Raw genomic sequence first — 13077 nt, 5'->3', positions numbered from 1 at the left:
CAGGAGGATGGTTTATCCTGTTCACATCAACTGAAAATATATGCGTTTGTATTTAAAATTATTTGCGTCGGTCGCGTTAGTATACCTCTTTTCCGCTTTTAAAAATGTATCTCCGCCGCCAGTCAGTGCAGCCTTCTACAGCTTCTCTCATATCCGGGACACCGCTGACCCGTCACACGTGTGGAAAGAAGATTTTATGCTTGTTTTTAATACCGAAAAAAGTGTATACACCAGTTATACCGCTATCATGCAGGATTCAGTCCAACAGGCAACCATAGCACAGGCTTACCAGTCCGGCAGCGGCACAATTGACATGGGCGTACTGCTTCCTTCCACCCGGGGTAGTATCTTCACACCGGCAGGCAACGATTTTCTATATGTTCTCAAAACCTTCCGGCAGAATGATTATCTAATTAAGGAGCCCTTTGAAGATATCGCCTGGAAGATTGAAAAAGACACCAGACAGATTTTGGGGTATACCTGCCAGAAAGCAACAGGGACCTGCAAAGGAAGACAATATACCGCCTGGTTCACAACCGATATCCCCGCGAAGTTCGGCCCCTGGAAGCTGCACGGCCTGCCCGGCCTCATCCTGGAAGCTATCGACACCCATGAACGCATACAGTTCTCCTGCACCAAAATACTGTCAGATGCTCCATCTGCACAACAGGCGCTTTTAGCTGCCCCCACAGATGCTGTGGTTACTTCCCATGAAGCCTACCGCAAAATGGAGAAAGCATATGAAGAGGGATTGAACACCGAAGGTGGCATGGAAGGCGATATAAAAGTCAGTAAAGCCACCATCAATGGATTCCCACTCAGTGACGGATTCAGGAAAAAGATGGCGCCCAACTATCCTCTTGAACTGGTAAAATAAAGACACTCCTCTTGTATCCGAAGCTTCTATTTATACTTTTTTTGCTCGTCTTCCCGGTGAAGCTGCTATTATCTCAAAACACGGTATCGGTGCAGGGCTTCGCAAAAGACAGCAGCGGCCAACCGGTTGCAGGCGCAGCGGTATCGGTAATTGCCGAAAACGGCGCAGGTCTTGTATTCGGGGTATCTGATGCAAAAGGATTTTTTGATTGCAAATTTGAAAGCAGCCAGGGCAAAGCCTCGATCAAAGTAGCAGCATTGGGTTACTTCCCGGTGACAGTACCGATAAAACCCGCTACTACAGGGGCATATCAGATAACGCTCCGCCAGCGACCTACTGAATTAGCAGCCGTAACAGTAAAATCCGGCAAAAAAGTGTCGCTTGCCAGTGACACACTAAAGTATCCTGTTAGTGCTTTTAAAGACAAAAATGATCGTGTCATCGGAGATCTTATCAGGCGGCTGCCCGGCATCCAGATGGATGACAAAGGCGCCATCAGCTATAACGGCAAACCCATCACCCATGTGTATATCGACGGTAATAACATCCTCGATGGAAGATACCGAATAGCCACCGAGCATGTGCCGGTAGATGCCGTAACACAGATACAGGTGATAGAGCGCGACCAACCCATCAAAGCTTTAAACGGTTTTGTGGTGGCCAATAATACCTCCCTGAACCTGCAGCTTACCGAATCAGCCAAAGCTACCATTGTCAACAATGCCATTGCCGGTGCTGGCAACGAAAGTTATGTAGGAGAACTTAGCAACCTGATATTCAAAAAGAAAGTTCTCTCCATCAATGCGCTCAAGGCCAATAACACCGGTAAAAACCTGCTTGCTGAAAATGAAGAGCTGGGCGTATCTTTTGATAACAACGGCGCTGCGTTAAAAAAATCCCAGTCCTATCTTTCTATGGGAAGTGAAACAGCACCAGCGTTGATTGATGAAAAGTATTATCTGAAAAACAATGATAACAGCATCAATGCCCATGCATTGTTTAAACTAAAGCAGGACTTATCATTGCGGGTAAATATCACCGGTCTTGCATTGAAAAGAAAATATGGAACGGACATCTCCACCAGCTATTTTTTTCCTGGTGCAGACACCATTAGCTACGATGAAAAACAGGATAACACCTATCAACTGCAGCAGTGGCAGATCGGCGCACAACTTGAAAAAAATAGCCAGGGGTCTTATTTAAAATCTGCTACAAAGCTGAATATCCCCCAATGGGACCGGACCGGCGCCACCATTCAAAACGGCCGTCAGCTCAAACAACAGCAGCCAACAGGAAATATCTCCCTCAGCAATGAGACAACTATCATAAAAGCACTGGGCATCCGGCATATTTTTCAATACGCTTCCATATTACAATATTACACCTCGAACGAAAACTTAATTGTTTGGCCCGGGGTACATAAAGAAATCATCAACGACAGTGCTGATTACATCAAATTACATCAGCAGGCGGGTACAGCAAATACCTACATCGACCAGTCTGCAACCTTCAAAACAAAGCTACGGCATTGGGTATTTTCTTTCTCTACCGGCCTGTCTTACCACAGAAACCGACTGCAAACCACCCTGTACAAAACAGATAGCACCTCTACAGAAACAGCCGCCGGAGCGCTGTTTAAAAACGATATTACCTTTAACACCCTGATGGTATATGGAAAGCTGGCGGCTATTTATTCATTTAAAAGCGGTGCATTTACCCTGGAAACAACACCCGGTTACTACCAGATTGATTACACCTTGCCGGCTAATACCATTGAAAAAAAGTACTTTTTACTAAACCCGATGGCGCAGTTTAAAACGAAAACCGGTCGCTATGGCGAGGTGACTGTAAGGTACGCGCAGCAAGCAATACTGGGACAGGTGAACGACATTTATACCGGCAGCATTTTAGAGAACTACCGGTCTTTTAATGCCAATGCCATGCCGCTTCCCCAAACAGCGATTAACAGTTATAGCTTTAGCTACCAATATCGCCAGCCCCTTAAAATCCTTTTCTGCTATGCTAATCTATCTTACAACAACACTCGTCAAAACTACATCAAGGCGTATACGCTGGACAGTGGTATCACCAGATCGATAGCCATGGATTTTAATAATATCGCAAACGGCTATACGCTGAATAGTGGCGTGTCCAAATATATTTTTGGTATGGCCACTACGGTGTCAGTTAACGGAAGTGCCGGATGGCAAAAAGGGAACAATTATTACAACAACGCTATTTGGGCATACAACGCCTATAATGCCAGCCTGTCATTGTCGGCGGAAAAGAAGTTGTTTCAAAAAGCTACCTTTTCCGTAACGGGCGAAAAGCGGTTATTTATCAATGAGCAGGGAGGGGGTCATTATACCCGGGAGCAAACCCGTACGTCGCTCACCCGGATGAATGCCAAATGGCGACATCAATTAAACGATCGATTTTCCTATAACACCTCCTATCAACTTGTTGCTTACCATCAATCAGGCTGGCGACCGGTCAACAGCCATTTTTTAGATGCTGAAATAAGATATGACCTGCCAAAGCAAAAAAGCTATTTTGAGTTTCATTGCACCAATCTGCTTAACCAGCAGTTGTACACACAAATTAGTACCACGGCCGGGCTGGTTAGCACCACCGCTGTGCCGTTGCGTGAACGGACGCTTTTATTGCAGTATGTATTTACCTTTTAAAGTACGAAGCTCCAAATAAAACGCCTTACAGCTCACGACTGTAAGGCGTTCTATTTGGAGTTAACCTGTATAAGGTTATCGTTTCTTCTTAGACTTTAATGTCGGATATTGGGCGGCAGATATCGCGAAACTAAAATCGCCGAAGATATTATTGTTCACCGAGTCTGCCGGATAAGGCGCAATGGTGCTGTATTTATGGCAACTGAAGCAGGTGTTGGTCGTTTGCACATAGCTCTCCAGGGTTGTATTAGCCACTATATGAGCGCCGCTCAGCATAGCGGACGTATTGAGCGGAAATGGCGCCTGGATAGGCGTCGACTTGTCTGGCTGTAGTGTTTGCGACCAGATCACGTCTACCAGTTCATAATACTGAAAAACAGACTGGGGATAAAATTTCCTGATGTTGCTTTGCATGCTATCGTTGATAGGCACGGCATCTGTAGGGTCGATGGGGTTCAACCGGGTAACCTGTATAGGTACTGGTGCCGCCTGCGACAAGTAATAGGGTGGCGAAGTATTGGGAGTGCAGCTCACTGTTGCGGTACCGCCTCCGCTGAGGTTTACCTGACGGGGCGTGCAGTTCGCGCTATAGAAATTGTATCCGTAAGGCGGCGTCGTTTTAGTATTGGCGTCTGGCACATTATCTACCTGTTCAAAAGTAGCCCATACCCAGGTGGGCTGGTTCTGTGTTTTATGCAGGATATGTAAGCCGACCAAAGCCACGGTGGTTACCCTTAATTTCCCTGAAGCGGAATCAAATACCGTTGCCTGGGAGAGTTTATATCGCTGCCATTTAGGTGATTGAATGCTGTCCACCTCCATCCATGCGGCTTTTACTTCTATAGCGCCTACGGGGCCGTTATATACTCCTTGCGGGAAATTAAGCGGGACACCGTTTTTTGCTGAATCATGTTGGGTAACGGCATTGTAGTAGCCGTTTTTGATCACAAAATCATAATAGTCTTTATTCAGCTTGATCTCATACCATACATTGGTATTATTCTGAGCGCCCAGCCAGTTGGGTTTGCCAAAAGGTGCTGCCTGATCAGGGTCCAGGCCAAATGTGGTATCGAGCGCGAACTTGGTGGTGAAAGTTAACAGTTTCGTTTTGGTTGGATTCATCAATAATCTTTGTGACTTAAACCGGGCAGCATATGCCGGAGAAACAAGCGTACCCCAGGAAGAAGGCGGCGCTCCGCCTGGTGGGAACAACACATCTATCGGCATATATGTTTCCCAGCTCACTGGTGAGGTATCTCCTGGCGTTCCAAAATATCCGGAAGGATTGACCGGCCAGTTCAAAGAAATGAATTCCTGCCAGGCAAAACAATCTGCCTGAGATTGATTATTAAATGCCGGAAGGTCTCCAGGCACCTGGTTATTGAATTTAATGACAATGTTATAAAGCGGGGAATTAGCGTTACAGTTGCAGGTGTTTGTTGACCGTGGCGCGTTTCCCGGCTTAAAAGCTGTAATGATGTGCTGGGTGATAAATAAAATCGTACCGGTGATGAGGAAGATAGTAACAGATCTTTTCATTTTTTGGAGGATTTAAATGAGGGAGTGCTTATCATTCAGGAGGCACACATTAACCGATAGGTGCCTCCTGAAATGTATCGATCTGACAGGTTGATGATCAGCTCACATTAATAGTGACAGTGACAGACCCGATGTTATCCGTTAATCCGGCGCCATATATTCCGTTGAGGTCGTCGTTGATACATAGTTGTATCTGGCCGCTCAGGTTGGGAGGAAGCGTAGCCTCCATGCCAATCAGGAAAACAGTACTGCCTACTCTGCCAATGAGCGCGCCTTCATTTTGTCCGGGCATCGTATAGCCTTGTTTGGCAGCGATGAAGGTGGGGTTACCGGCGGCATTGTACAGCTGGCCTCCATTATCCTGCGGGTTGGCCGTCCACAGCCCTGATGCATATTTTATGGTCACCTTATTGGTTGGCGTGATCATCACGCCGGTATTCTGCCAGGCGATATTAGCCTGTGCAGTCACCGGTGATACCATGAACAGTGCCGGCATAGCTGCCTGACGTTGCTGGCCGGCATTGGTCACATATACGCCATGTTGCCCGGGCGCTGCATTGGCGCCAACAGAGACGGCGATATAGATTGCTGTATTCGTGCTGGGCTGGCTATTGCCTGGTATCGCGTAGGTGACGTTCTCTTTGACAGCGGTTACCTGCGCCGTGATATTGGGATCATCGAAGGTAACCGAAGGATAGGTGGACGGCTGGTTTTCTTTTGCCGTGCAGGTGGCTGCCACCACTACCATGCTGACGCCTGTAGTACCTACATTGATGTAGGAAGGCACATAGGTACTGTTACTTAATAACGGAATGGGATGATTAACCGGGTTAGGGACATTGGTCTTATACAAAGCCTCGAAATAGTCCCGGTAAAAGAGCTGAAGCGGTTGTGCATATGTACTTTCAGGAGGCGTGTCACCTACTGGTTCATAGCCTTGTGGCGTAGTGCCCTGATAAGCACTGGCCACAATTTGCATTTTGAAGGTGTATGCCACCTGGGATCCCCAGTTGATAGGCACATTTGAAATAGTAATATCGCTTACGGTATAACCCAGGCTGGCCGGCACTTCATACACGGCATGCAGAATAAAATTACCGGGCAGGGCATTGCCAGACTGGTCGGTCAGTGTTTTGCTGCCACGTTTAATGGTCCAGAAAGTGGATGGATCGGTGCCGTCAGGTGTTTTATAGGCAGAGAAATTCGGCATCTGAATATAGAGTCCCGGCGGGTCTGCCAGGGTCACCATAAAGCCTTGTGTCACGAAGTTATTGACGGTGCCGCCTATGTTGGGATCACTGTTACGGTACCGCTGACCAAACTGGCCTACACAAATGAGATTGTTGAATTGCGCAGATGGCCACATGGTATTGGTAGTAGGTGGCGGAGGAGGAGGATTGAAGCGCTGGATGCCGGAAGTGGTGGCCAGCCCTATTTCGGTTTGTATGGTATTGGGCGTACTGGTCAGATGTATGGCGCCTCCTGTAGTACCATTGGATACCGGTCCGGAGTTCCATTTGTTCAGCGGATTGTATATCGGCTGATTGGTGATGGGATTCACGATACCTGGCACAGAGAGGTCCTCCAGCGTGATCTGAGGCTTATCCAGGATAGTCTGATACAGTTCCAGCACTTTGTTAGGGTCCACCATCCACAAGGTGTTCCAGTATTCAGGATTTTCACAGGTGAAATCAATCCGGGTAATTTTTCCCTGCGCATTCCGGGTAACGGCCCATTCACAATATTCATCCTGCCAACCTCTGGGGCCATAGGGGAAATAGGCAACATTGTCTCCCGTACCACAGGGGTCGTTGGATATTTGTCCGGGCATTGATCCGGTGTCTGCCATCTGATACAACTGGTCCTGCGTAGCACTGGGGAAGTTGTATTCCAGTCTTCCCGGAAAAGCGAGCCATTGAATAGCAGCGGGCTGACTTGGCGGATTGTTGTCGATGGGATTGTAATAATTTGTTGTAGGAGGTGTGTTGGTCGTATTCCAGGCATTGTTTAACATGCCTTGTTGTATGAATCCATCCAGGTTGTTGCTCCATAGACTATTCATCATACTTTGCTTTGATGGGCTATCTGCAAAGTCCTGAATGTCTGCAGGAGTCCTGAATTGAAACCCCGCAGTGGTGGAGGGGGCTTTTTTTCCTGGGGCTTTTTTTTCTACGCTTTGCATTTCGTTTAAGTTTTAAATGATTATTTAAAATTGTGTGAGGAAGCAGCGTATATATGCGAAAGGGTTCTCGATTATTTGAGGTCTAAATATTTTTGAGGTTTGAATACGAAAAGGGGTTCCATTTGTAGTTACAAAAGTAGGGGATCAGTTGATTAAACAAACACGAATAACATTTTTTGCTGAAGATTAATTTCAGTATATTATTCTATAGCAAGCACAAAAAAGCCTCACAACGATGTTGCAAGGCTTTTTCTTTTTTCTGTCGGGGCGGCAAGATTCGAACTTGCGACCTCCTGCTCCCAAAGCAGGCGCGATAACCGGGCTACGCTACGCCCCGTTCCGACAGCTGCCGTTTCCGGCGATTCGGGATGCAAATGTAGGTATAAATTTCACAAAACCAAATTCTTCGAAAAAAAATACGGTTAAGCCCCCTTTTTGCCGGTCTCTTTCTGCAGGCAGGCGACGATGGCGATCACTGTAGCTACAATGCCAGCAATGGTACGGATGGTATGCCACCTGTTCCATGGTTCGGCGAAACTTTCTCTCGCGAGCTTCAGTTGGTCAGCAGAAGCGCCGGCCACCTGTACTTTCGCGAGGGTATCATTCAGCGGCACATTGCAGACAGAAGTGATGCCCAGTACGCCCACGATGTATAATGCGGCCGCTATCCACAACAGGCTTTTCTTCCGGCCGTGTTGCTGAAAAGCGGCCACCGGCAGGAATATGGCAGCGCCCAGGAATACGAAAAGGAATACCGGATTTACGATCACATCGTTGATCGCCTGCATGGCCAAGAGATACTGAACATCTTCAAGGCGGGCAAATGCCGGATTGATGGCGACTTCAAATCCGAAAAATATACCGGTCAGCAGGCCGGTGGTCACTACTGCGAGTATTAATACAATCTGTTTTGCGTTCATGGGATGGATTATTTATACCCCAAAGCTAGGGCGGATAGAATTTTTAAAATTGAACAAAACCGACAACGGTTATTTAATCAGCATAATTTCTTCCCCGGCTTCATCGAGCAGCTTTTGGAACTGATAGGGAGAGCAACCAGTAAATTCTTTGAAGGAACGGATAAAGTGGGACTGGTCGGCATAGTCGTTTTCAAAGGCGATGTCTGACAGTTTGCTGTAGTCGTTGCTTTTCAGTTGGTGCAGGGATGCCTGGTACTGGCATATCCGGGAGAATAATTTGGGGGTAATGCCCACCTGTTCTTTAAACCGGCGCTCAAAAGTACGTTCCGTCAGCTGCAGCTTCTCCTGTAAATCACGGAGAGAAATATTGCCGTTGGAGTTAGCTATCTGCGCCACCGCATAGTCTACCTGTGGATCTATAGCGGCCGGGTTACCGGTGATACGTTTATGCAGCCAGGTAGAAAGAAGTTCCACCTGTGTGCCGGTGCCGCCTGCAGCAGCCAGCTGTTCCGGCAGCCGGTTGATTCCGGGCAACAACTGTACATCCACACAGTCGTTGGTCAATTCCCCGGCATTTAACCCGAAAACGGATTTCAGCCCGTTGGGCTGGAAGATGACGCCGGTAGCTTTAGAAGCACCCAGTGAAGCGATTTCCACGTTCTTCGTGGTTTGCCCATAGAGAAACATTTCCGGCAGCTGCTTACTTTCCCGGATAAAGTTACCTACGTCAGGACGTTGAAAGATCAACCCCGGGCAACCATCCACCAGCGAGCCAAAAGCTTTGGCCAACGCCTGCGGATCATCGCCTTCCAGCGTCCAGAAATAGCGGATATAGGCCTGTAGGTGGGCAGGCGCCGGAATGAGTTCGTACCTGATATGGGTATCTGCGGTTTTCATCTCCCTAAAATTACATAAAAAGTGATATAGCTTACGGCCAATTATTACGAGCAGCAGCCGAAGTGTGCCGTTGGGTTTTGCAGACAAGATAACATTCTTAACTTTAGGCATGCATCAACAGGTTATTCACGCTATCGAAAACATTATTCAGCTGGATGAAGCTGAAAAGACTTTTGTCGCCTCTCTTTTTCAGCTAAAGCAATTTAACCGGCAGGATTTTTTTCTGCGGGAAGGCCAGGTATGCAGGACCGTGGGCTTTATTAACCGCGGACTGGTACGCTACTATGCCATCGACGCCAACGGAGAAGAACTGACATACGATTTCAACAAGGAAAATGAATTTACCTGTAACTACGCCAGCTTCCTTGATCATTCCCCTTCTGCCCATAATATTCAGTTTATGGAAGACAGTGAAGTGCTCTGTATCTCCTACGAAGATCTGCAACTGCTGTACACCGGCGTAAAACAGGGGGAGCGGTTCGGACGGCTGATATGTGAACAGCTGTACGTGTATGCCATCAAAAAAGTAGCTTCGCTATATACAGATTCGCCGGAGCAACGGTACCTGCAATTCCAGCAGGACTACCCCGGGCTGCAGCAACGTGTGCCACAATATTATGTATCCTCTTTTGTGGGCGTCAAACCACCATCGCTGAGCCGTATCCGGAAAAGAATGGCCTCCCGGCAGATTTATTAACCCAGGTGAACGAACAGGTTTTAACATCGTCATAGCTTTGTTTCATCATTCAAAAACAAAGTATATGAAAAAGTTATCTTATTGCCTCGCCATGCTCACCGGTTTGCTCCTGATCTATATCGGGGCTTTGTTTCTACTGGTACCAGAAACAGCAGAAACAGGCTACGGCATTCACACTGTCACCGGTGGTGATCATGCATTCCATTACATCAAAGGTATCCGTGACCTGTTTAGCGGAGTGGCCATCGTGTTATTGTTACTGACAAAGGAATTCCGGGCCGCCGGCTTCTTTTTGCTGGCCGGCAGTATCGTTCCCATCGCTGATTTCTCTATTGTGATGAACCAGCCACACTATGAGACCGCCTCTTTGTATCAGCATGCCATCGCGGTAATACTGTTACTGATACTTGGTTTTTATTATATCCGTACCACTGCTAAATCCTGATCCATGCTACTTTTCAACATCCTGCTGTTATTGCATTTCTGCGCCTTTGCCGGTTACCTCTTCATTCTGGCCACTTTATGGAAAGACATTACCGCCCATCGCGATAAAACCGGTATGATCCTGGGCATCATTATCCTGCTCACCGGCATTGCGCTGGCAGCCCTGAAATACCCGGCCATCAACTATTACAAAGTGGTGCCCAAGCTGCTGATTTTTGTGGTGATCACGGTACTGAATATCCGCTTTGCTGATAAGCCGTTTACCCGGCAGGCCTATTATTGGCTGACAGGTCTTACGCTGCTGGCTGCACTGATTGCTGTGATCCGGGTGTAGCCATGATAAAACCGGACAACCGGTTGTATCAAAACCGAACGTCCCTCGTTTTCGTTTAGCCATAACTACCTGACAATCAATCAGCGGATAAAATGGCACTATTCTGGCGGCATTTTTTGCTCGTTCTCCGGCCCTGAATATGACCGGCTGTATAAAAGTGAGCAGATAACTGGTCGATTGTCCATTATCTTCGTCGTGTTGATGCTCAGGCTAAATGGTCATCAACCTTGACAAAAACCAGCAAGCGAACAAAGCTATTGCGTTAAAAATTTGAACGCAGGTATGTTAGAAGTTAATAAAACAGCAGGGTGTCTTTTCACAGACGCCCTTTTTTATGGATGAAATATTCCTTCACCCGGATTTTTATCTTTGGAAGATGACATCAGCAGGTACCACTACCGTTAGAAGAGAGCCGCCGCAAGGCTGGCTGGTAGTGATGTTCCCCGCTTCCTCATTTGAGTATTTTTTTATTTGATTATTGAAACGTCTGCAGCCAACTGATCATAGAAAAGGCCGGTGCGATGGCACCGGCCTTTTCATTTATTTCAGAATGGCTATTCGGATCAGTTAACATTCCCCAGGATAGTATTACCGCTACCCGCTGGCATGTCATACAGTTTAGTCAGGTTCTTGCCTTCGATATCACAGGAATAAATATCTTCTTTATAAGTTTCATTAGATCCCGAAGTCACCACGAAAAATATTTTTCTGCCATCAGGCGATATCCGTACTTCATCGTTGATGGACAGACCAGCCGCCAGCTGAACGTTTATTTTTGTCTGCCCTGTTCCGTCATAGTTCATGATCCAGATTTCTGTGCCAAGGTTATGACGGGATTTTAAGAAGGCCACTTTGTTATTGAATGGGACCACAGGCGTTTCCGCTTCAGCAGATTTTTTACAGCTGATCTGAAATATCAGCATAGACGCGGAGAACATTAACAGGGCGAAGGAGCCAAGGATGAGTTTTTTCATAATGTACCGTTTGCATTTTTAGGTTGAGCAGCCAATATATATAATAAAAATATTGTATTATAATATATTTTAAATCAACTTCTCATGTAATCCTTTTACAATTTTTCTTTAAAAATTGTAAGTTCGTTGAAACAGCATTCTCACGATGGAGACATTGCAAACAGAACGGCTATTCATAGAACCCATCACAACCCATGAAGCTGCCTTTATTTTTGTATTGGTGAATACCCCAGCCTGGAAACAGTTTATCGGCGACCGGCATGTGCATCATATCGACGATGCCATCGGTTATATACAACGGGTAATTGACAATCCTGACACGGATTTCAGGGTAGTTTACCGGCAGCATGACCGTCAGCCTATGGGCATTGTGACGGTCATTAAACGGACCTATTTACCCCACCATGATATCGGATTTGCGTTTCTGCCCGAACATGCCAGTCAGGGATATGCCTTTGAAGCAGCATCTGCCTTGCTGGAGGCACTGAAAGCCGAAAGAACGCATACGCATATATTGGCCACCACGTTGCCGGGAAACAGCCGCTCTATCCACTTACTGAAAAAGTTGGGTCTTCACTTCAGCGAAACAATTGTGTATAATGGAGAGGAGTTGTTGTTATTTGAAAAATTGATGTAACGGAATACATTCATCACTTTATAAATCTCCCACGCTATGTTACTGCAGCACAAAAATGCCATTATTTACGGCGCCGGTGGCTCACTCGGCCGTGCCGTAGCGGAAGCCCTGGCACAGGCTGGCGCCCGCGTATTTGTAACCGGTCACCGACTGGCTTCTGTTCAACAAACAGCCGACAGCATCAGGGCTGCCGGTGGGCAAGCGGAAGTAGCTGAAGTAGACGCCTTTGACGAAAAGGCCGTTACACAACACCTGGCCACCGTGCAACAACAATTTGGCACGGTAGACATCTCCTTCAATGCGGTGGGTGTAGATGTGATGCAGGATGTACCCCTCATTGAACTTACTGTAGAGGATTATGTGACGCCTGTAACGCGTTTCCTGCAAACCCGCTTCGTGACAGCGAAAGCGGCCGGCCAGGTAATGAAAGCGCAGGGCTCAGGCGTGGTCCTTTTTCTGACGGCAACACCAGGAGGCATCGGTTATCCGCTCACCGGCGGTTTTGCGGCCGCCTGTCGTGCTATCGAATGTCTCTCCACCAATCTCGCTGCTGAATTAGGCATCTATGGCATCAGGGCAGTGACCATCCGCTCCGGCGGCTCACCGGACTCCAACGTCTTCAAAAGTGCGATGGAGAGCGCTCCGGAAGCCGTGAAAGACGCACTCGGAAAAATGGAAGCCGATACCATGCTGAAACAACTGCCCCTCATGGCCGACATTGCGCAGACCGCCGTATTCCTGGCCTCTTCCATGGCAGGCAAAATCACCGGTGTAACCATAGACGTTACCAGTGGCACCACTGCGGCACTGAATTACCGGGTACCGAACCACCGCATACCTCCTTTCCCTCATTCATAAAAAAAGGGCAGCCGGTAGGGCTGCCCTTCTC

12 protein-coding genes and 1 tRNA gene are annotated in these 13077 nt (G+C 47.4%); 7 read left to right on the top strand and 6 right to left on the bottom strand.

What is annotated here, in order from left to right:
- Positions 1-40: 40 nt before the first annotated feature.
- Positions 41-877 carry a GLPGLI family protein gene (locus ICL55_RS14215; protein ID WP_188098175.1) on the top strand — a complete coding sequence of 279 codons (837 nt, stop codon included), beginning with the start codon at positions 41-43 and terminating at the stop codon, positions 875-877.
- Positions 878-966: 89 nt separating this feature from the next.
- Positions 967-3564: a carboxypeptidase-like regulatory domain-containing protein gene (locus tag ICL55_RS14210; protein ID WP_188098172.1), complete on the top strand. Its 2598-nt coding sequence runs from the start codon at positions 967-969 to the stop codon at positions 3562-3564.
- A gap of 75 nt (positions 3565-3639) precedes the next feature.
- Here the strand turns inward: ICL55_RS14210 and ICL55_RS14205 are convergent, their stop codons facing one another.
- From ICL55_RS14205 to ICL55_RS14185, 5 genes are all read right to left on the bottom strand, one after another.
- Complete coding sequence (locus ICL55_RS14205; RefSeq protein ID WP_188098170.1) at positions 3640-5103, bottom strand: cytochrome c family protein; 1464 nt, start codon at positions 5101-5103, stop codon at positions 3640-3642.
- Between the two features lie 97 nt (positions 5104-5200).
- Entirely contained in the window at positions 5201-7168 is a 1968-nt protein-coding gene (locus ICL55_RS14200) for a hypothetical protein (protein ID WP_188098168.1), read from the bottom strand.
- A 379-nt stretch (positions 7169-7547) separates the two neighbouring features.
- Positions 7548-7622: transfer RNA gene (locus tag ICL55_RS14195), tRNA-Pro, on the bottom strand.
- An 85-nt stretch (positions 7623-7707) separates the two neighbouring features.
- Complete coding sequence (locus tag ICL55_RS14190) at positions 7708-8205, bottom strand: anthrone oxygenase family protein (protein ID WP_188098166.1); 498 nt, start codon at positions 8203-8205, stop codon at positions 7708-7710.
- 69 nt (positions 8206-8274) lie between these two features.
- On the bottom strand, positions 8275-9102 hold the full coding sequence (locus ICL55_RS14185; RefSeq protein WP_223151427.1) for a helix-turn-helix domain-containing protein: 828 nt from the start codon (positions 9100-9102) through the stop codon (positions 8275-8277).
- A 109-nt stretch (positions 9103-9211) separates the two neighbouring features.
- Here ICL55_RS14185 and ICL55_RS14180 point away from each other — a divergent pair, with 109 nt between their 5' ends.
- From ICL55_RS14180 to ICL55_RS14170, 3 genes are all read left to right on the top strand, one after another.
- Positions 9212-9799: a Crp/Fnr family transcriptional regulator gene (locus ICL55_RS14180; protein WP_188098165.1), complete on the top strand. Its 588-nt coding sequence runs from the start codon at positions 9212-9214 to the stop codon at positions 9797-9799.
- Between the two features lie 64 nt (positions 9800-9863).
- On the top strand, positions 9864-10244 hold the full coding sequence (locus ICL55_RS14175) for a DUF4267 domain-containing protein (RefSeq protein WP_188098163.1): 381 nt from the start codon (positions 9864-9866) through the stop codon (positions 10242-10244).
- Between the two features lie 3 nt (positions 10245-10247).
- Positions 10248-10577 carry a hypothetical protein gene (locus tag ICL55_RS14170; protein ID WP_188098161.1) on the top strand — a complete coding sequence of 110 codons (330 nt, stop codon included), beginning with the start codon at positions 10248-10250 and terminating at the stop codon, positions 10575-10577.
- Between the two features lie 563 nt (positions 10578-11140).
- Here the strand turns inward: ICL55_RS14170 and ICL55_RS14165 are convergent.
- The gene (locus ICL55_RS14165; protein WP_188098157.1) at positions 11141-11551 is read right to left on the bottom strand and encodes a TolB family protein; all 411 of its coding nucleotides are present in this window, start codon (positions 11549-11551) and stop codon (positions 11141-11143) included.
- 145 nt (positions 11552-11696) lie between these two features.
- Here ICL55_RS14165 and ICL55_RS14160 point away from each other — a divergent pair, with 145 nt between their 5' ends.
- Entirely contained in the window at positions 11697-12188 is a 492-nt protein-coding gene (locus ICL55_RS14160) for a GNAT family N-acetyltransferase (protein ID WP_188098154.1), read from the top strand.
- A gap of 36 nt (positions 12189-12224) precedes the next feature.
- Complete coding sequence (locus tag ICL55_RS14155; protein WP_188098151.1) at positions 12225-13046, top strand: SDR family NAD(P)-dependent oxidoreductase; 822 nt, start codon at positions 12225-12227, stop codon at positions 13044-13046.
- The last annotated feature ends 31 nt before the right edge of the window (positions 13047-13077 follow it).

Origin of the sequence: Chitinophaga varians, from assembly GCF_014529945.1 — a bacterium.
GTDB lineage: Bacteria > Bacteroidota > Bacteroidia > Chitinophagales > Chitinophagaceae > Chitinophaga > Chitinophaga varians.
This window is presented reverse-complemented; position numbering and strand designations above follow the sequence as displayed.